Origin of the sequence: Lactiplantibacillus sp. B652, assembly GCF_023806745.1 — a bacterium.
Classification (GTDB): domain Bacteria; phylum Bacillota; class Bacilli; order Lactobacillales; family Lactobacillaceae; genus Lactiplantibacillus; species Lactiplantibacillus pentosus.
Genome location: NZ_JAMSKY010000001.1, coordinates 256,126 through 277,165, shown reverse-complemented (window position 1 = coordinate 277,165; position 21,040 = coordinate 256,126). Strand labels below are relative to the sequence as shown.

Below are 21,040 nucleotides of genomic sequence, written 5' to 3'. Positions count from 1 at the left end.
CAGAATGAAATTATCAGAACAAGTGATTTACCAGATTTACCCGAAATCATTTTATGATAGCAACGGTGACGGGATCGGGGATTTACAGGGGGTTATTCAGAAGATTGACTATCTTAAGCAACTGAATGTCGACATGATTTGGTTCAATCCATTTTTTGTCTCACCCCAAAATGATAACGGTTACGACATCGCTGATTACTATCACATTGACCCGATGTTTGGGACGATGGCTGATTTCGAAGAACTCGTCGCGAAGCTGAAAGCTAATGGTATCGGTGTCATGCTCGACATGGTGCTCAATCACACCTCCACCGCGCATGAGTGGTTCCAAAAGGCGTTAGCAGGTGATGAACACTATCAAAAATTTTATTATTTACGGCCGCCGAAGCCGGATGGCCAACTCCCAACTAATTGGGAATCGAAGTTTGGTGGGCCGGCCTGGGCGCCCTTTGGGGATACCGGAAAATATTACTTGCACTTATATGATCCGACCCAGGCAGATCTAGATTGGCATAATCCGGATGTCCGCCAAGCATGTGCCGATGTCGTCAACTTTTGGCGGCACAAAGGGGTTCAGGGCTTCCGCTTCGATGTCATCAACGTCACGGGTAAGGCCGAACAATTAGTTGACGCTCCAAAAGGCGTCCCAAGTAAGACGTTGTATACCGATACGCCAATCGTTCATGACTATCTCAAGGAACTGAACGCGGCGAGCTTCGGTCAAGACCCAGATAGTGTGACGGTTGGTGAAATGTCGTCGACGACCGTTGAAAATAGCGTTGGCTATACCAATCCGGCCAATCATGAATTATCGATGGTCTTTAACTTTCACCATCTCAAGACGGATTATGTAGATGGCCGCAAATGGTCACGGATGGCCTTTGATTTTCCACGGTTGAAGCAATTATTAGATAGCTGGGCGAGTGGCATGGCCGCTGGTGGCGGTTGGCAAGCGCTCTTCTGGAACAATCATGACCAACCGCGGGCCCTGAACCGGTTTGGAAATGTCGCCCAGTATCGTGAAAAATCAGCTGAAATGTTGGCGACCGTCATTCATTTACTGCGGGGGACGCCCTTCATCTACATGGGTGAAGAATTAGGAATGACCGACCCGGACTACGATAACATGGCGGATTACGTGGACGTTGAAGCGCTCAATGCGTATCGGGCCCTGATTCGAAGCGGGTATAGTCACCACGATGCCTTTACGATCGTTAAGACGAAGGCGCGCGACAATTCACGGACACCGATGCAGTGGGATGACAGCGCCCAGGCTGGTTTTACGACTGGCCGGCCGTGGTTGGCCCCGACCAATCAGGCGACGATTAATGTCAACAACGAATTGGCGCACGGTGAAATCTTCAACTATTATCAACAGCTCATCAAATTGCGCAAGACGATGCCGATTATTGCAGACGGCGGCTATCAATCTTGGCGGTTAGATGATCCACAAGTCTTTGGTTATTGGCGGACGTATCACCAACAGAAATTGCTCGTTTTGACGAATTTTTACGAGCAACCGACCACGGTCACGTTGCCGGATGAAATGGTGGGCGCACGCGTCTTATTGTCAAATTACGACGATGTCAAAGTGACGTCGCAGTTGACGATGCAACCGTATCAAGCCGTTGCATTGTTGTTAGGTTAAGAATGGAGGAATGGGTATGGCAAAGGAACAAACAGTTAAAATATTAGCGCCAGTCAGTGGGGATGTCATGACGCTCGATACCGTCAAAGATCCGGTCTTTTCAGCAGGAATGATGGGCTTAGGATTTGGCGTGCAACCAACGAGTGGTCAAGTGGTGGCGCCAGTCAGTGGTAAGGTTACGATGGTCGCTGAGACGAAGCATGCGATTGGCTTTACGACCCCTGACGATCATCTGGAAGTATTGGTGCACTTGGGCATTGATACGGTCGATTTAAAGGGTGCGCCGTTTGACGTTCAAGTGGCCGTGGGTGATGACGTTCAAGCGGGCGATGTGATCGCGACGATGGATCTGGATGCAATCGTCGCCGCTAACCGTCAGACAACGGTCATTCTGGCCGTTACAAATTCCAGCGACAAACTCGAATTATTGGACGTGACGACTGGACAAAAAACAGCCGGTGACGTGACGGCGACCGGGCGTTTGAACGCGAATACGTTTAATGCCAAACGTCAGAATCGGCTACCTAAGGCGGGCAAATATGACCAACTCGCGACGGACATCGTCGCCAATGTTGGTGGCGTCGACAATATCAATAGTTTGATTCACTGCATTACGCGGCTCCGTTTTTATCTGAAAGATGAGAGCAAAGCCAACGATGACGCGATTCGGAACTTAAAAGGCGTCATCGATGTCGCCAAGGCGGGCGGTCAGTATCAAGTCGTCATTGGTCCGGCGGTCACGGATGTGTACGATGCCGTTATCAAGCAAATTGGGCCGCACTTCTCCAACGATTCGGCGACTGCTCAGGCGGTGGCTGAAACGGCGGCCGCTGCTAATCGACCAACGACGGCTTGGGGCAAGGTCAAATGGGGCTTTAGCAATCTGATTGGCGTCATCACTGGTTCGATGATTCCGGTGATTGGACTGTTGGCTGCTTCTGGTATTTTAAAGGGAATCTTGGCGCTACTGACGACCTTCAAAGTTGTCAGCACGACCGCGCCAACTTACGTGATTATTAACGCGATGGGCGATTCCGTCTTCTACTTCCTGCCAATTTTTGTCGGCTTCACGGCTGGTAAAAAGTTGGGTGCCGACCCTGTTATCATGGGAATCATAGGTGGGGTGCTCACGTATCCTGCGATTGTGACCATGGCGAGCGGCAAGGCGACCGGGACGCTGCTAGGAATGGGCATCAATGCTGACTTCTTCGGGTTACCCGTTCACATTGCGTCGTACACGTATTCGATCTTCCCAATGATTGCGGGCGCTTGGTTAGCAAGCAAGCTCGAACCGTGGTTAAAACGGGTGATTCCAACGGTTTTACGGATGATTTTTGTGCCATTATTTGAAGTTGTGATTGTTTCTGGGGCCATTCTATTATTCCTCGGCCCAATCATTACGGTATTATCGACTGGTTTAGCCAACTTGATTGTCTGGATCTACAACTTGAGTCCCGCTATCTCTGGGCTCATTATCGGTGGTTTTTACCAAGTGTTGGTTATCTTTGGGTTGCACTGGGCTGTTATTCCAATCGTGGCGAACGATATTGCGACGACTGGTCACAGCTACTTGAATGCGATCGTTTCTGCGACGATGGTTGCCCAAGGTGGCGCAGTTCTAGCGATTGCATTGAAATCTAAACTAGCCAATATTCAAGAACTCGCCTGGCCCGCAACCATCTCAGCCTTTTGCGGTGTTACGGAACCCGCCATGTACGGGATTAACCTGAAATACGGTCGGGCCTTTATCACTGCCAGCATCGGTGCGGCGGTCGGTGGTTTCTTAACTGGGCTCCTGAACGTTAATATGTGGGGCTTTACTGGCTCACTGATTGGGTTCACATCCTTCGTTAACCCTAAGGGCCTCGACTTCAGCTTCTACGGCTTCTTGATTGCATCCGCAGCCACCATCATCGTCTCCTTTGCCTTAACTTGGATGTTCGGGTTCAAGGACGAAGACGTCAATGCCGTCAAAGTGGCGCCTAAGAAACGTCACTTGGGTGCAACTGCTTAAGCTAACTTGTCATGAAGCAGGATTTAAACGTGCGGATTTTAAGGCCAAAAGCGGCCAGCGGAGGACCGCTAGAAAATGGGGCGAATATACGTAAACTTGCAGCGATAGGGCCGTCCTATGCCGGCTTCCAGGCATTTCTGACAACGCTGGAACGCGATGGACACAGATTTAAGCCGACAACCCACGTCTTAAATACTGGTCTTCCACTAACCAAGCCAAAAACGCTTGCTAAGTGGAATTTCATCGCTGACCATTGTCAGAAACGCCCTCCAGCCGCGGATGGTATTCGAAAGGCAGACATGTGTGCACTCAACTTTTGATGAATTAGTCGTTGGTTCTTAGAAAACGTGTCTTTTAACATTCAACTGTAAGAGACTAATTTTCATTGAGAATTAGTCGTAACATTCAGAACAGCTGATCAGTGCTTTAATGTCATAAGCCATTATCGAGACTGATTAAGCCTTTGCCTGAAGGTCCAGCCAAACTCAATATTCAGTGATCAATTGTACCCAGTTAGGTGGTTGTTCATCAGCTGTTCGAACGGTTTCCCGACTGGAGGGGAGGGGTGTATCGGCTGACGAACAGCAAACCAACTAACGAGCACGTTTTAACAAGCATTTCTCACTCGAGAAATGCTTGTTTTCGATTAACATAGAGAATCAATCAGCCGAGACTCCGTTGATGATTAGTCGACCGTACGAATCGGTGACGATAGTGCCAAGTGGTTGTGAAGGGGCGAAACGTGATGATAGACTTTTAGTGAATATTACGAATGGTCAACCCAAATAATGGGCAGTGAGGTCGGTGGACATTCTTAAGAGGGGGGATAATCATCATGAAGAAGGCAGCAACAAGACGACTCTTGGCGCCGGTTGCGGGGTGGGTCCTAGCTTTGGCTGACGTGCAAGACCCGGTCTTTGCGACTGCGACGATGGGACCGGGATTTGCGATTCAACCAACTGACGGGCGCGTCGTTGCACCAGTCAGCGGTCGGGTGACGGTCGTGGCTGCGACTAAGCATGCAGTTGGACTCGTGACGGCGAGCGGCTTAGAAGTGCTGGTGCATATGGGTATCGATACGGTCGATTTGAATGGTGCACCGTTTGTTTGTCACGTACAGGTCGGTGATACGATCCAAGCGGGTGAAGTGCTAGCCGAGATGGATCTGGCGGCGCTACAACGGGCGCAGAAGTTAGCGACGGTCATCGTCGTGGTGACGAACGGCCAAACCGTGTTGGATGACTTAATCGTCGCTGCGACGGACCAAATGGTGACTGCTAAAACTGCCGTGGCAACCGCGGTATTGGCCGTCACGCCGGTACCAGGAGCGCAAGCGGTGACATCGACAACGGCAGCATCAGACGTGGAACTAGAATCTGAATTCGAATCTGAATCTGAATCCAAATCCAAATCCAAATCTAAACCAAACTCAACGTCAAAATACGCCCACCTCGCCACGGCAATTGTGACGAACGTCGGTGGCCCGGGCAACATTAACAGTGTGATTCATTGTATCACGCGCTTGCGTTTTTACTTGAAGGACGAGCACTGTGCACAGGATGCCGTGATTGCCAATCTCGATGGGGTGATTGACGTTGCCAAGGCGGGTGGTCAATACCAAGTGGTGATTGGACCCGCGGTTAATGAGGTCTACGATGCCGTGATGGCTCAGTTAGGACCTGCATTTGCGGATATGACGGCTGGCACACCAACCGCGGCAACGACCCAGGCAGCTGGTGCACCGACGGAAACCGATGCGCCAACCGGCTGGCTACCGCGACTGCGGCATGGGATGAGTCAGGTGATTGGTGTGATGACTGCGGCCATGATTCCAGTGATTGGTATTCTGGCTGGGTCCGGGATTTTAAAGGGGATTTTGGCGGCCCTGACTGGGTTTCACGTGTTGACCGTGACGAGCGGGACTTATATGGTTCTGAACGCCGTCGCGGATGCGACCTTCTATTTTCTTCCAGTCGTATTGGGCTTTACCGCCGCTAAAAAGTTGGGTTCTGACCCGATCGTATTAGCAATCGTTGGTGCGATTCTGATTTACCCAAGCCTAATGACGGCGGCAGGCCACGCCACGACGGCCCAAATCACGTTCTTCGGGGTTCCGACCCACCTGATGTCGTATGCGGCGTCGGTCTTTCCAATGATTGTCGCCGCGTGGCTCGGTGTATCTGTGGAACGTGGGCTTAAGCGCGTGATTCCCCTGTACCTGCGCAGTGTCTTTGTGCCCATTCTTGAAGCGTTGATCTTGTCAGTCATCGTTCTAGTGGTGATTGGTCCCCTGATTACGATGATTAGTAAGGGGCTCGCGAGTGGCATTTTAGCGATTTACAACTTTAGTCCGGCCTTGTCGGGGCTCGTTATTGGTGGCCTATATCAAACGATGGTTATTTTTGGTCTGCATTGGGGCATCATTCCCATCGTCATCAACGATATTGCGACGAATGGGCACAGCTACCTGAATGCGATTCTATCGATAACGATGGTCGCCCAGGGTGGTGCGGTGCTGGCCGTGTTCTTGAAGTCGAAGAATAAGCCGCTCAAGGAAATCTCGTTAGCGGCAGCCATCTCCGCGTTTTGCGGGGTGACGGAGCCGGCACTTTACGGCGTTAATTTGAAGTATAAACGGGTGTTCGTGGTCGCCAGCATCGCCAGCGGCTTAGGTGGCCTGTTAACGGGATTGTTGCACGTCAATAATTACGCGTTATCGGGTTCCTTGATCGGCTTTCCGGCCTTCATTACACCGGGCGTGGGCATTGGCCCTAACTTCTATGGCTACTTGATCTCACACTATGGCACCCTCCTGATTGCGACGATCCTAGTTTATTTATTCGGCTTTTCTGACAAAATGTTACCGGCACCCTCGGCGACCGCAAAATAGCGTTTGACGGTTGAATCAAAAAAAGACTCCTGCTCAAAAGTAGCGGGGGTCTTATTTTTAGGAACTGATTGCTTGTAGCCGGGCCTGTTGACGAATGGCTTCAACGTAGATGCGGACAAAGTCGGTGCCGTACAGCGTTGACAGCTGTTGCTCGAGATTGGGCGTCGGTGGCAAGACTTTGAGTAGTGGCCGAACCCATTGATTGGTCGGCAATAGCCGTAACAAATGGTGACTGGTGAACTGTGAAAATAACAGGTTGCGACCGAAGTATTGGCTGAGCCGGTTCTGAAATGCTGGTTGCTTAACAGGCACCAGCTGAAGACTGCTATTATTCATATTGCCTAACAGTAATTTGGCTTGACCAAAATCATCGCGTAAGTCGAGGTGCTGGTTCTTATAGGCCTTGGCAATTTCCGGCGCCAGCTGAATCAGCCAGATCAATTGATATTGCTCGAGGTGTAGAATCAGTCGGAGCGTGATGATATCAGTGGTCGTGAACTGATAACTGTAGCGCTGCAATGTTTCCGGCGTCAATTGGCGATGTAAGGTCTGCTGGACCGCGGTGAAATTGCCGGCTTCCCAACTGATTGCAAGTTGGTCATGATTCGTTAGCCAGAGCAAGTGGTCAGCGATACGTAATGTCAAAAAACGCGGCGTCGCGTGATTCGGTTGCGTCAACATGAGTAGCCAATATGAGCTGGCACTAGACCGCGCAAAATTACGTGCTAAGACGTGTGCGTTTGTGGGTAATGCGAGTTGAACGGCTAACTGTAGTCGACGACGGTCAGCGGCGGTGTTAACAAACTGATGTGGATCATGTGTGATACGACGTTTAGCCATGGACATTCCTCCCATTGATACACTGCCTTAATTATAGGCCAAAATAGGGGGAGTGGCGCAATGAATCCTTAAGTTGCGGGGATAATTTGAGAGACACTAATTCATGAGGCGTGATTTTAGAAATTTCTTAATCTGATTGATTCTAGACTGATATAATGGGATAACGATGGCGGTTTGAATTAGATTAGTTTTTCGATAGTTGCCTAATTCATAATTTGATACCAACAAAATTTGTATAATATTCGGTATGATTGGTATTGCATGATATAATTGTTTTGTTAATGCCTATACTGATATCGATTTTAGGAGGAGTTTTATTATGAAGCGTGTTATCACATACGGAACGTTTGATTTATTACACTATGGTCACATTGAATTGCTGAAGCGGGCAAAATCATTGGGGGACTATTTGATTGTTGCGTTGTCAACGGATGAATTCAACTGGGAGAGCAAACAGAAAAAAGCTTACTTCTCATATGAAAAGCGGAAGGCCTTGCTTGAAGCCATTCGTTACGTCGATTTAGTGATTCCAGAAAAATCATGGGACCAAAAAGTCAGCGATGTGAAACTATACCAGATTGACCGCTTTGTAATGGGGGATGACTGGACAGGTAAGTTTGACTTTGTCGGTGAACAAACGGATGCTGAAGTCATCTACCTACCACGGACGCCAGAAATCTCAACGACTAAGATTAAAAAGGATTTGAACTTCAAAAAGGATTAGGCTTGAACGGAGAAGTTAATAAATGGCAGTAAAAAATATAATCAGTCTTGTCTATCGCAAATTATTCAACTTGATTGCGATTCTGTGCCCAGTGCGAAAACATGTCGTGCTATTTGAAGCATTTAATGGCAAGGTACCAACGGACAATCCATTGTACGTCTACCAAGCGCTTCAAGCGGCACATCCTGACTGGCATTTGGTCTGGGGCGTTAAGCAGCGTTTATTGGCTGAAGCTAAGCGCCAATACCCGCAAATGACGATTATTCCCCGTTTTTCCCTGCAATGGCTATGGGTGGCACCGGTCGCTGAGTTTTGGGTCTTAAATGCGCGCTTGCCATATTGGCTGCGCAAGAATTCGAAGACGACCTATATTCAGACTTGGCACGGGACGCCGTTAAAGCGACTCGGGATTGATATTCCGAACGTCTCCATGCCGGGAACGGATACGGAACAGTATCGTCAGAATTTCACCACTGAAAGTCGGCGGTGGGATTACTTAATTGCACCTAATCAATTCTCTAAGGATATATTTCGCCGGGCGTTTGATTTTCATAATCAATTTTTGGACTACGGCTATCCGCGCAATGACCGGTTAGTGAATCAGGCTAAGGATCCACAAGCCTTGGCGGCAATTAAGCAAAAAATCATTGGTCACAAGACAGGTAAAGTGATTTTGTACGCGCCAACTTGGCGAGATGATTATTTCATTCGCAAGGGTATGTATAAAATGAACTTGCCTTTTAGCTTGAGCAAGGTTGTTAACGCTTTGGGTAAAGATGATGTGCTCATCATCCGGCCGCACTATTTAGTGGCAGAATCAATCAATATCCATGGCTTTGAAGCGCAGGTTAAAGTCTGTGTTGATGAAGATATCGATGATTTATATTTAATTAGTGATTTATTGATTACGGATTATTCTTCTGTCATGTTTGATTATGCGATTTTAAATCGGCCGATGTTATTTTACCCGTATGATTTGGCGCATTATCAAGGGGATATTCGCGGCTTTTACTTTGACTATGACAAGGTCCCCGGTCCAGTCGTCACGAATGAACTGGATTTCGTCAGTGCCTTGGAACAATTCTTAAGTCAGGGCAATTATCCGGCATACGCGGCTAAAATGACCGCCTTCCGTCAGCAATTTACGACGTGGGAAAAGGGAACCGCTAGTGAACGGGTCGTGGCGTTGATGGAGGCAGAGGCGAATAAGAAAGCAGTTAAGGTAACCGAGCCCTCTTAGAAAGTGGGCTCGGTTTAGACGCTGATCTGCTTTTACGTTGGACGGTGTCTAAACCGGCAGTCCGTGTGGATTTAGGGTGTAACTAAACAGAGAATATTTGAAATTTTAGACATAGGTGAAGATTGTGAAAGATATAGGATTAGTTAAGCAAGTGTCCAATCGATTGAGTGTCGTTGTTGCTTGTTATAATGTGGCAGAGTATCTACCAGAATGTCTGGATTCAATACTCGCACAGTCATTTAATAATTTAGAAGTTATTCTGATTGACGATTGTTCAGATGATGGGACGGCAGAAATTGTTGATGACTACGCACAGCAGCATGTGAATTTTAAAGCGGTTCATAATGCAGATAATTTAGGACCAAGTGCGTCAAGAAATCTGGGGATAACCCTTGCTACAGGCGACTGGCTCGCATTTGTAGATGGCGATGATATTTTGCCCGTACGAGCCTATGAATTAATGATGGGATCATTGATCAAGTCAAAGTCACAGGTCGCTACTGGGTTTGTTCGGCGCTTTGATAGCAAGCGCAATAAACAGTCGTTTTTGCACAAAAAAGCTATTATTGATGATTATCGTCATGCGACATTTGCTGACCATCCGGAGTTATTGTACGACACGACTAGCTGGAATAAGATTTATTCCTTGCCGCTGTTACGTGAAAACGACATTACGTTTCCCACGGGACAGATTTACGAAGATGTTTCATTCACGTTGAATGCTTTTCTGAAGAGTACTGGGATCGATATTCTTACCGATGTGGTTTATAACTGGCGCTGGCGTGAGAACGGGACTAAAGCATCGTTTACGCAAGTCAAAAATGAATTGCCTAAGTATCTCGACCGAATCACGAGCGTCAATCAGGTCAAGGCATTATTACAAGCACATGACTTATGGCATGGGCAAGTTAAACAACAAGTAGTGTTCAAATTATTAGATCTGGATATTCCACTTTTTATGGATGATATTGCGGATGCTGATGAATCGTTTGTTTATCAGTTTCAGGAGACGACGATTAACTTTTTTAGAAGTTGGGGCTTGTTAAAGACACCAATATTGAAGCAGTTGTCTGTGAAAAAACAATCTCAATACTATGCGTTAATACATGGTGAGTTTGAAGTGTTAAAACGCATTTCAGCGAATGCGTTTAGTGGTCGGGCTGCCCAGACTGAAAAAAAGGACCTGGGTATTCCTAATTTTCATGCGCCCAAATCCCTGACAACTCGATTGACTCGGGTGCGGCGCGTGGGTGATTCGATTGTGATAAGCGGAAGCCTACAATTAGGGAAGCAAGTGCCACGACATTTCCCGCATAATCCAGAAGTTGTCAAAGTTTATTTGGAGAATCTCGTTACGGGTGATCGTTTGCCTGTGACGACTTTTAAACGTCAATTTACGATGTTTAATCTACATCTTAGAAGGATGCCAGTCCCCTCAAGTAAATTTACGCTGGTATTAGACATGGTACAAGCTAATCAGTTGCTCAGCGAAGGAACCTATAAAATCAGAATTGAGTATCAAGCGACGAAGACGGATAAGGTTGTGACAACGTATTTGGGGCAGCCACGGAAAGGTGCTGGAAGAATTGCACCGTTTGAGATTGATGGCCAGCCGCGTTCAATTGTCTATGGCTACAATACGAATTGGCAAATCACAATCGGTCTACTGCCAACAGAAAATTTAGCTGTCGGCAGTAAACCCAATCCCACTTTGTTAACCAAAGTTCGACTTGATTCTGATGATGCGTTGATTGTTCAAGGTCGTACTCCTGAGGCAGTGTTGGCATTAGCGGTTAGCGGAGTTGTCATTGGTCAAAAACAGATCATTGATGGGGAATTTACTTACCGCATCGATAGTAAATTGCTCAAGCGATTTTTAAATCATGCAGTTGCGTTGACCTTTACAAACCCAGAAACTGGCGTGACGGTCGTCCCAGATTTTAAATTTGAGATGCCAACACCGGCAGTTTTATTTGGTACTGACTTAAGTGTTGCGCTGAATCCTAAGTTGGGTAAAGGCTTGTGGATTCAACCAGATGTTGCCGCACTTATGTTGAGCAAGGCTGATATTCAAATGAAATCAGATGGCAATCATCTGATTTTGCAATTCGATAATGATACCGTAGCGAATTTAGCGACTACTGGTGGCAAGATTGAGCTATTGTCGACCAACTTGGTCAATCGTTACTTGAATGGTGGTATCGTGACTCGGCAAGAGTCTAATCGGTTAGTGGGTGACGTATTACTCAATCAGGAGCAACAATTAGCAGTTCTGGCAGGCAAATATCAATTATACCTAGATTTAAAGATGACGGATGGCAATAATCGGCGGTTCAGAGTCTATAGTTATAATCTAACGAGTGAGTATCTCATCGACAAAACGAAAATTGCGAAAGCAACGACCGTATCTGCCTATACTGATAAATTCGGCTACTTGAAGCTGAGCGTTATACGGAAACGTCCCTGGATTGATCGAACCAAAATTCGGCGGGGGTTATCTTTCTCAGTCTTGTACCCCCTGATGCGCTTATTGCCACTCAAAACTAATACGGTTGTTTTTGAGAGCTTATGGGGACAGTTGTTTAATGATAGCCCGCGGGCGATGTATGAGTATTTAGTCGCGCAACACCCGTCCATGAAGTTTGTGTGGGTCTTTAAGGATGAACAAACACCAATCAGTGGACCAGGCGTTCGTGTTCGGCGCATGTCATTTAAATATTGGTATTACATGGCGCGTGCGAAGTATTTAGTTCAGAATACGAATTTGCCTAATCAGTATGCAAAACGGCGCGGTCAAATCGAGGTTGAAACTTTACACGGCACTTTTATGAAGGTCATGGGATTTGACGAGCCACATTTTAAGCAAGCTTCGAATAATATTCAAAAGAAATTCGCGTATCGGATTGGTCGCTGGGATTTAATGTCAGTACCGTCTGATTTCATGCTTGAACACGGCGCGCGGGCATTTGATTATCCTGAACAGAAAATTGTGACGACTGGGTTTCCGAGAACCGATGAGTTAATTCAGAATAATCATGCGACATATATTCAAAAAATTAAACATTATTTGGGTATTCCCGCTGACAAACAAGTCGTGCTATACGCACCCACGTACCGAACCACTGATGAGCCGTTTGATTTAGCATTGGATTTAGAGCGGATGCAGGCGGCACTAGGAAATGACTATGTTTTGTTAATGCGATTGCATTATTTTGTTTCACATTCACAAAACTTCGTTAATCAGAGTGGCTTTGTATATGATGTCAGCGATTATAATAATATTAATGATTTATATCTGATCAGTGATGTCTTGATTACGGATTATTCCAGTGTGATGTTTGATTTTGGATATTTACGCAAGCCGATGGTCTTCTTTGCCTATGACAAGGACTGGTATCTCGACCCGGCAAATCGTGGTATCTATATGGATTATGACGCAACGGTTCCTGGCCCAGTGGCTAAGACGACTGATGATGTGATTGAAGCGTTACAACATATTGATACAGTAAAAGTAACCTACCAAAATAAAATGACTGATTTTTATGATCGATTCTGTCAGTATGGGCGTGCTGGTGATGCAACCAAACGACTAACTGAAGCGATGTTGAACTTAAAGCCAATATCACAAGATTCCGTTGTGAGTCATTTGATTGGCAATAAGTTGACCCGGTTATTCAAACTGACCAATTTACAGTCGCAGTTGCTCAATGCGTTGGGACAGAAACTGCCAAAGAAGAACATTGCAATCTTTGAAAGCTTTTTTGGCCGCCAATACTCGGATAATCCCAAGGCTATTTATGATTATATGAAGGCCAATTATCCGCAAATCAAGGCTTATTGGAACGTCAATAAGGATTATGAGCAGTACTTTATTGACCATCAGATTCCATACGTGACTCGATTCAGTTTTAAAGGTATTTGGAAGCAAGCACGGGCCAAGTATTGGTTTACCAATGTTCGACGGCCTTTTCGGTGGATTAAGCCTAAAGGAACGGTCGTTGTTCAGACGTGGCACGGGACACCTTTAAAGACGATTGGAACTGATGTTCAACAGGTAACCATGCCAGGTTTGACGCGGATGAAGTATCATAAGCAGGTCGTCCGGGATTCTTCTCGGTGGGATTACTTGTTGACACCCAATCCTTACTCGTACGAAATCATGCACCATGCCTTTAGGAAAAATTATGCGCAGTTATTACCGACAGGCTATCCGCGTAATGACCGATTAAGTACAGCGTCAACAGCTGATATTTTGAAAATTAAGCGACATCTTAACATTGACGATGATGCCCATGTAGTTTTGTACGCACCGACTTGGCGGGATAATGACTTCGTTCGAGCTGATCATTTTCGTGCGGAATTACATTTGGATGTAAATCAATTTATTCGGGAAACACCAGATAATACGATTATTTTAATTCGGACCCATTACATGATTGCCAATAATTTGGATTTGTCAGGTTATGGCAAACGAGTGATCAATGTCAGTGATTATGAAGATATTTCAGATCTTTACTTGATTAGTGATCTTTTAATTACGGATTATTCCAGTGTGTTCTTCGATTACGCCATTCTGAAACGACCGATGATTTTCTACGCCTATGATTTGGCGGCCTATGCGGATGATATCCGAGGTTTCTATGTAGATTATGAATCAACTGTACCGGGACCAATCGTCGGGAACAATGATGAATTGATGCCACTGATTAATGAGGCCATAACTGAACCAGCACGTTTTATCGATAATGAGAAGTATCACCGATTTTTGAAAAAGTTCGCTAGCTGGGAAGACGGTCAGGCGACCAAACGGTTATTAAGTATCGTATTTGACGAACAACCGGCTTATCAGCGGCGTGAAGTTGACACGGCTGAAGGATACACGGTAAACGACCAAGTAAAAATTGCCCCGGCTAGTCTGCTCTGGAAAAACATTCCAGGATTGCCGGGTGACCAGTTTGCTGGGAATTTTGATGAGACTAACACCAATGGTTTGATTACGATCAACAAAATTGGTTGTATCGTGCCAACCAACTTTGGCACTGATGAATTGTATACCGGTGGTTATTGGATAAATGCACAGGTACAAGGACAAGATGTTTGGCTGATGATGGCAAATGTTTCTAAAAAATCGGAAACTGCTATGAATCTGTAATCGCATGTGTCTTGTACGATAAACGGCTGTTACACCGGGTTAGGGGTAAACGACCATATAATATAGTTAAAGGCAATCTATTCTTGAGTGTTCGAGAATAGGTTGCCTTTACTAGTTGTGTTAGCTGTTGCTCAGCAGGAAGATGGATAATGTTCGGATGGATAGCGCTTACATGCTATAATGATAGTTAATGTCAGTTTTAATCATCATAAAGTGATTTGGATGAATCATGAAGCAAGCTTTGAAGGTAATAAAAGAGCTTTAAATTAGCCATTTGGACATATGGCTCAACACCACAGCGGTAAGTGGCGCTGGAATTTTGGAGGGAATCTGTTTGAAAAAGATGGCGGTAGCGATTAGTTCTGGTAAGTTAGTGATTGAGACCTCTCAGAACAGTAAATTTGAGAACTTACAATTGCTTCTCACTAATCATGTTCAATCATATTATTTAAATAAAGAAGTGCTCAGTGTTGAAGATGATGCAGTTAACTACCGGTTTACGTTGGACTTAGCGCAAACATTGAGTGCAATGGTGGATGACCAACAGCTTGATGATGTGGCAACTAAATTTACGATGATGCATCAGTATACATATACAGATGAAACGACTGGTGAAGTCCGTGAATATGACCGTTCACTCCGAATTCCGGTTCGGCGAGAATGGCAGCTAGCGAACGTTGAACGGTTTTGGGACGCTGAACACAGCCACTATCTACAACCATATGTGACGAAAAAGAACGCCTTAGCATTCCTACTTGACCGTGAACTTAGTCTGAAACATTATGTGAACTATAAAGTCATTCGGAAGATTAAAGTTCAAGAAGACCGGGTCGCATTTGAAGGTTTCTTTGATACCTTGTTTTTCCCACTGGCTGATTGTCGGATGGCAATTGTTGAGCGGAGCGGTGAAAAGACGTATCAACGGTCCTTCGAATATCATCCGGTCGAGACCAAATATTCACGTATTTATCGGTATGCGTACAAAATTGAACTGACCATGGCGGAATTGAGTGACTACCTCAAACAATTGGATCAATCCAACGAATTGAGCTTGGACTTATTCTTCATCGGTCACTTAGCGGGTACCGATGCGCCGTTGAAATTCCGAATTGGGAACCCACGCTTTATTACCAACTATACGATGAAGGGTGAACTCGCACTACAGGATTCAGCCAGGAAACAGTGGCTGTCATTGGTCCCGTATTTTACAATCAAAGGATTGAATTTGTCGTTCACGTTCAATGCTTATCAGCAAGATGCTTATGCGTACTTTAGAGCGCACCAGCATCACTGGCGGGCCGTTGCTAAGCAGGCTGCGGACCGCGATATCTGGATTATTGGTGAGCGGTCGTATAAGGCTCAGGACAACGGTTTTCGATTCTTTAAATATTTGCGTGAACAGCATCCGGAAGTTGAAGCGTACTATGTCATCCGCAGAGATTCGATTGAGCGCAAGAATGTCGAACCACTTGGAAATGTGATCGACTTCGGTTCAGCTGAACATTTCGAGAAGGTTATTCAAGCTAAGTACATTTGCGGGACGCATCATCCGGACTTTCTATATCCCATTCGAAGTAAGTCTTATGAACAGCATATTCATGCCAAACGAATCTTTTTACAGCACGGGGTCTTTGGAACGAAGAATATTGCCCCGTTCTATGGCAAATCCGTCGTGAACGGGTTCTATACAGATTTGTTTATCACGAGCTCACAAAAAGAAAAGCAAATTGCGGTATCTGACTTAGGCTATGATGATAAGGAAGTCGCAGTGACGGGTTTAGCGCGTTTTGACAGCTTGTTTAAAAATGATTTGCCCGTCAAACGCCAGTTACTGATTATTCCAACGTGGCGCGATTGGATCACTAACGACGAAATTTTTGAGAAGAGTGAGTATCTAGCGCGCTATCGTGAGTTATTATTTGATGCTCGTTTGAAAGAATTTTCGGAACGCTACCAGATGGAAATTGTGTTTTGTTTACATCCCAACATGCAAGCCTACGTCGATTACTTTAAAGATGCCCCAGTGACGATTGTTCATCAGGGTGAGGTAGATGTGCAGGTGTTGATCAAAGAAAGTGCAATGATGCTGACGGACTATTCTAGTGTTGCATTTGATTTCAGCTTTTTGCATCGGCCAGTACTTTATTATCAATTTGACCGAAAACGCTTTATTGGTCAATACACTTCTCATATCGATTTGGATAAGGAATTACCAGGGCCGATTACGGATTCACTTGATCAGATTTTTGATCAGTTATTTCAATATGGTGCCCAGGACTTTGCGATGCGACCACAGGATATTCAGAAGGCTGACCGCTTCATTGCACATCGGGATACACAATCCTGTGACCGGATTTTTAGTGCCGTGACCCAGTTGCAAGATAAGACCGTCAAAGAAAAAATACGCAGTGATGTGTTCTATCTGAAGCTTCAGCAACGTTTCCGGCGTACGCGTAAGTTATATTTTCCAACGATGAAGTTCTTGTACTGGTTCTGGTCACATTTCAGTGCCGTGAAGCCCAATCGAATCATGTTTGAAAGTAGTGTTGGGAAACGCTACGAGGATTCGCCGCGGGTCATTTATGAAGCAATGGTCAACTTGTATCCGGATTTAGAATATATTTGGGTGTCGAGAGACAATCAGCCCCTGCAAGCGAACCCCAATACGAAGATTGTCCGGCGACTATCATTCGATTACTATCGCTACCTTGCCACTAGTCGGTATTGGATTAATAATCAGAACTTTCCGACCTATCTGACGAAGCGTAAGGGGACTGCCTACCTGCAGACTTGGCATGGGACCCCACTGAAGAAAATGCAGCATGACCAGGAAGTTATTTCCGGTCGCAAGCCGGGTTATCTGAAGCGGGTGACGCATGCTAAGAACCAGTGGACCGCTTTAGTGTCACCGTCACCATACGCGACTAAGGCTTTCCGTTCGGCATTTCAATATGAGGGCCCCGTTATTGAAAAAGGCTATCCGCGGAATGATTTATTTTTTGCGGATGACGTGGAAGAAACGCGGCAAAAAATTCGTAAACAATTAGACATTGCAGCGGATAAGAAGGTGATTTTGTACGCGCCAACTTTTCGAGATTATGAAAAGTCACATGGCCGTTTTGTTCTAGATAATCAATTAGACTTTGATACATTCGAACGTCAATTGGGTGACGATTATGCCTTGTTGATGCGTGAGCACGTGGTGGTCGCTTCAAAATTACAAATTCCAGAAGCGATGAGGCATAACATTATTAATGTTTCTAATTATCCGAGTGTTCAGGAACTGATGATTGCGAGCGATATGCTGATTACCGATTATTCATCGATTATGTTTGATTATTTGGATACTAACAAGCCAATTTATTTCTTCTGCTACGACTTGGAGAAGTATTTGACCTTGCGAGGCGTTTACTTCGACTTTACTAAGGAAGTGCCGGGGCCACTAGTCGAGAATGCATCGGCCTTGTTTGATGAAATCAGCCAAGGTGATCAATATTGGCAGACTTATGGTGAGAAGTACCAAGCATTCAAGCAGAAGTTTGCCCCGCATGATGGTAAGCATACGGCTAGCATCGTTTATCAGACGTTCTTCTCGATGGTTAACAAACACTAATACACACTAAAAAACAACGATTTTCAGGAAGCTATCTTGAAAATCGTTGCTTTTTAATTAGCGTAAGCACTCAGAGATTATCCGTGAAAATAAAAATGTTGTTGATGACCGCTCAGCCAGCAACAACATTTTTATTTACCTCGATTAAGATGATTGTAAAACGTGATTAATTTAAGGATCAGTAACTTAGTAGTTTAACAGCTGCGTTGCATATTGGACGTTAGTGACGTAAGCCCGTGTGCTTAGCTTGCTGACTAACTTTTGCATGTTTCCTAAACTGATGGAGACGCAGCCTTGAGTTGCCCACTGATTACGAACGTGAATGAAGAAGCCGGAGCCGTTATTCTGTCCATGATTATCCATGACGACTGCCAACTGATACTGATTACGCGGTGCCGCTTTGGTGTAGTCAATTAGATGTTCATTCTTATTGTTCGCCCACTTGCGATTTTGCCAAGTATTATACTGGCGGTCTTTTAAGTCTTCAATCCAATAACTGTTTTTCTGGATTTGCCGGTAACCGATGCCGTTCGTCCGAACATGGGCTGCTTTACCGAAAGCAAAGCTCAGATGATAAGTCCCGATAGGCGTACGACTACTGCCTTCGCGTGAATAGCCAATACCACTGCCACCAATCCGACTGCTGGCAGTCAGTGTATTACGCCAAGATAAGCCACGATTCTTTTCCCATAAGCGGAGCGTGGCCGTTGATTTGCCTGATTGGACGACCGTGACGATTTGGCGGGCGTTACGTGCGACGTTTAATTGCGAAACCATCGCAGCTTGTGAATTTTTAATTGGCTTGAGAAAGCCGTGCCAAATCCAGCCGGAAGCCCCGTTAGCACCATTGTGCACCCAATAATAAAGGCACCGTTTGCCGTCCTTCGTAATGTAGGTCTTCTGCGTTGCGGTCCAAGCCGTATTACGGTAATTCTTCAAGTTATGGTTCGCTCTGAACGTCCACCGATTATAGTTGCCATTAGCTCTAAAAGTATGCGACGTACTATTAGTTGTATAGTAGGTCTGGTGTCTGATGGCCGTCGTTGGCGTCCGATGATAAGTGCGGCTAGCCTGTGCTGGTTGTACGACTAAAACTAGCGTCAAAACTAGTCCGAATCCCAACATGAGTAATTTGAAATGCTTCAATATGAAGTCCCCCCGTCGAAGCTGTGAATTCAGCTTCAAAGAATAATTTATATCCGAATAGTTAACATGTTTATTATAATATAATGCCGGGAACCGCGCACTAACTGTTTGGCGGATGTTGCCCAGTAAACGTTAATATTCGAAAATAGAATATTAGCCAGTCGAAACACGATTTGTTCACGGCTCTGGGACAAGTTATGATAAGGGTGAGGATTAATAAACAGGATTAATAAAATAATTGAAACGAGGGTGTCAGGATGAAGCGAATTGTTGTCGGAATTACAGGGGCGTCAGGAACGATTTATGCCGTTGATTTATTAGAGAAGTTACACCAACTCCCTGATGTTGAAGTGCATCTAGTTATGAGTGCTTGGGCGAAGAAGAACTTGGAGCTCGAGACGGATTACTCACTTGCACAATTGACGGCATTGGCGGATGCGACTTACCGTGCTAACGACCAGGGGGCGGCAATCGCGAGTGGCTCATTTTTAAATGACGGTATGGTGATCGTTCCAGCCAGCATGAAGACCGTCGCCGGAATTGCTTACGGCTTTGGTGATAATCTGATTTCACGTGCAGCTGATGTGACGATCAAGGAGCAACGTAAACTCGTCATTGTTCCACGTGAAACACCCTTAAGTGTGATTCATTTGGAAAACCTGACGAAATTAGCCAAGTTGGGTGCACAAATCATTCCACCGATTCCGGCCTTTTATAACCATCCGACCACGATTCAAGACTTGGTTAACCATCAGACGATGAAAATCTTAGATGCCTTCCATATTCATAATGAAACGGATCGCCGTTGGGAAGGAGACTAGCCATGCCAACTTTTACGACTGAACAAGCGGGTTATCAGATGCAAGCGACCGTTCAGGTTATCGGATATGACTTATTGATTGTCGTTACGGGCGGCACCAATCCGCATATTGGTGATGTGACCACCATTACGGCAACGACGCCGGCCCAAACCGTCAAATTTCCTAGTCACGATGGCCGTTTTCACAAGGATAACTTTATTTCGGACCGAATGGCGAAGCGCCTGCAGTCGTCGTTGCCGGGAAGTTGCACGATTACTGCTGGAATTCATGTCAACCAGATTACTAAGGCACAGATTGCGGCAGCTGCACCAATGACGGATGATTTAAGCCAGCAAATTATTACTTGGCTACAAGCACACCCCATTCAGGCTGCTCGGCCGGAATACTACGGGGATGATGAACAGCCGAAGTAGGGTCAATATTTAAAGCTTTAAGTGCGCTAATTGTTGGACGAAACGGTTTGATAATTGGGCACTTTTTATTAATTAGTGAGCTTCATTTTAATTTTCGGAGGTAACACAACGTTCAAACCCAAACGAGTTATGTTAATATTAACAGCGGTTATCGGCCGTGTGTACACAATCTATCATCCAAGGGCGTCCTTTTAATGAATGAAAATCAAGCAGTTCTTGCGCATCTTTTAAAAATAGGTGTTAATGGCTTCAATAGCTTCTGGTCAATTGTTGATAATTCTGACGAAGAAGCTCATTTTATGCACCTGTTAGCGTATCGAGTCACAACAGCGTTTGACTTATTAAACCAACTTGGCGGGCTAGGGGTTGTTTTTGATGTTTCCTATGTCTCAACCTCCAAGTCTGGCGCCGCATCCTTACTGATTTCCAAAGACGAACCTATCGAAATTGAAATACGTGCCATTCCTGATTCGGTTATCCAATTTGATCGTTTGGGTCTGTAAAGAAAAAGCAAATAAAGCGTTAGCATGGCGTAGAAT

The 21,040-nt window shown here is 45.5% G+C and carries 12 protein-coding genes; 10 read left to right on the top strand and 2 right to left on the bottom strand.

Going from position 1 to position 21,040, the window contains the following annotated elements:
• Positions 1-4: 4 nt before the first annotated feature.
• The 3 genes from treC (at position 5) to MZO40_RS01165 (ending at position 6,552) form a co-directional block, all read left to right on the top strand.
• Positions 5-1,648, top strand: a complete 1,644-nt coding sequence (treC, locus tag MZO40_RS01175) for an alpha,alpha-phosphotrehalase (protein ID WP_105961717.1) — start codon at positions 5-7, stop codon at positions 1,646-1,648.
• A gap of 16 nt (positions 1,649-1,664) precedes the next feature.
• Positions 1,665-3,662 (top strand): PTS glucose transporter subunit IIABC, encoded by a 1,998-nt coding sequence (locus MZO40_RS01170; protein ID WP_050337873.1) that lies wholly within the window; start codon positions 1,665-1,667, stop codon positions 3,660-3,662.
• An 835-nt stretch (positions 3,663-4,497) separates the two neighbouring features.
• Positions 4,498-6,552, top strand: a complete 2,055-nt coding sequence (locus MZO40_RS01165; protein WP_105961289.1) for a PTS glucose transporter subunit IIABC — start codon at positions 4,498-4,500, stop codon at positions 6,550-6,552.
• A gap of 57 nt (positions 6,553-6,609) precedes the next feature.
• On the opposite strand, the gene MZO40_RS01160 is transcribed toward MZO40_RS01165, so the two are convergent.
• Positions 6,610-7,392, bottom strand: a complete 783-nt coding sequence (locus MZO40_RS01160; protein ID WP_105961290.1) for a hypothetical protein — start codon at positions 7,390-7,392, stop codon at positions 6,610-6,612.
• 319 nt (positions 7,393-7,711) lie between these two features.
• Here MZO40_RS01160 and tagD point away from each other — a divergent pair, with 319 nt between their 5' ends.
• From tagD to MZO40_RS01140, 4 genes are all read left to right on the top strand, one after another.
• Positions 7,712-8,116, top strand: a complete 405-nt coding sequence (tagD, locus tag MZO40_RS01155; RefSeq protein ID WP_105961291.1) for a glycerol-3-phosphate cytidylyltransferase — start codon at positions 7,712-7,714, stop codon at positions 8,114-8,116.
• Between the two features lie 22 nt (positions 8,117-8,138).
• Complete coding sequence (locus MZO40_RS01150; protein WP_105961292.1) at positions 8,139-9,356, top strand: CDP-glycerol glycerophosphotransferase family protein; 1,218 nt, start codon at positions 8,139-8,141, stop codon at positions 9,354-9,356.
• A gap of 124 nt (positions 9,357-9,480) precedes the next feature.
• Positions 9,481-14,508, top strand: coding sequence for a bifunctional glycosyltransferase family 2 protein/CDP-glycerol:glycerophosphate glycerophosphotransferase (locus MZO40_RS01145; protein WP_105961293.1), 5,028 nt, complete (start codon positions 9,481-9,483; stop codon positions 14,506-14,508).
• Positions 14,509-14,851: 343 nt separating this feature from the next.
• Positions 14,852-18,121 (top strand): CDP-glycerol glycerophosphotransferase family protein, encoded by a 3,270-nt coding sequence (locus MZO40_RS01140; protein WP_225367207.1) that lies wholly within the window; start codon positions 14,852-14,854, stop codon positions 18,119-18,121.
• A gap of 186 nt (positions 18,122-18,307) precedes the next feature.
• Here MZO40_RS01140 and MZO40_RS01135 read toward each other — a convergent pair whose 3' ends face one another.
• The gene (locus MZO40_RS01135; protein WP_225367206.1) at positions 18,308-19,267 is read right to left on the bottom strand and encodes a L,D-transpeptidase family protein; all 960 of its coding nucleotides are present in this window, start codon (positions 19,265-19,267) and stop codon (positions 18,308-18,310) included.
• A 257-nt stretch (positions 19,268-19,524) separates the two neighbouring features.
• Here MZO40_RS01135 and MZO40_RS01130 point away from each other — a divergent pair, with 257 nt between their 5' ends.
• The 3 genes from MZO40_RS01130 to MZO40_RS01120 all read left to right on the top strand — a co-directional run bounded on the left by MZO40_RS01130 (position 19,525) and on the right by MZO40_RS01120 (position 21,004).
• Positions 19,525-20,088 carry a UbiX family flavin prenyltransferase gene (locus tag MZO40_RS01130; protein WP_050337869.1) on the top strand — a complete coding sequence of 188 codons (564 nt, stop codon included), beginning with the start codon at positions 19,525-19,527 and terminating at the stop codon, positions 20,086-20,088.
• Positions 20,089-20,090: 2 nt separating this feature from the next.
• On the top strand, positions 20,091-20,501 hold the full coding sequence (locus tag MZO40_RS01125) for a hypothetical protein (protein WP_003637498.1): 411 nt from the start codon (positions 20,091-20,093) through the stop codon (positions 20,499-20,501).
• 194 nt (positions 20,502-20,695) lie between these two features.
• Positions 20,696-21,004: a hypothetical protein gene (locus tag MZO40_RS01120; protein WP_105961295.1), complete on the top strand. Its 309-nt coding sequence runs from the start codon at positions 20,696-20,698 to the stop codon at positions 21,002-21,004.
• The last annotated feature ends 36 nt before the right edge of the window (positions 21,005-21,040 follow it).

Coding starts and splice junctions, on each gene's coding strand:
- treC (WP_105961717.1), top strand. CDS start 5: ATGAAATTATCAGAACAAGTGATTTACCAGATTTACCCGAAATCATTT.
- MZO40_RS01170 (WP_050337873.1), top strand. CDS start 1,665: ATGGCAAAGGAACAAACAGTTAAAATATTAGCGCCAGTCAGTGGGGAT.
- MZO40_RS01165 (WP_105961289.1), top strand. CDS start 4,498: ATGAAGAAGGCAGCAACAAGACGACTCTTGGCGCCGGTTGCGGGGTGG.
- MZO40_RS01160 (WP_105961290.1), bottom strand. CDS start 7,392: ATGGCTAAACGTCGTATCACACATGATCCACATCAGTTTGTTAACACC.
- tagD (WP_105961291.1), top strand. CDS start 7,712: ATGAAGCGTGTTATCACATACGGAACGTTTGATTTATTACACTATGGT.
- MZO40_RS01150 (WP_105961292.1), top strand. CDS start 8,139: ATGGCAGTAAAAAATATAATCAGTCTTGTCTATCGCAAATTATTCAAC.
- MZO40_RS01140 (WP_225367207.1), top strand. CDS start 14,852: ATGGCGGTAGCGATTAGTTCTGGTAAGTTAGTGATTGAGACCTCTCAG.
- MZO40_RS01130 (WP_050337869.1), top strand. CDS start 19,525: ATGAAGCGAATTGTTGTCGGAATTACAGGGGCGTCAGGAACGATTTAT.
- MZO40_RS01125 (WP_003637498.1), top strand. CDS start 20,091: ATGCCAACTTTTACGACTGAACAAGCGGGTTATCAGATGCAAGCGACC.
- MZO40_RS01120 (WP_105961295.1), top strand. CDS start 20,696: ATGAATGAAAATCAAGCAGTTCTTGCGCATCTTTTAAAAATAGGTGTT.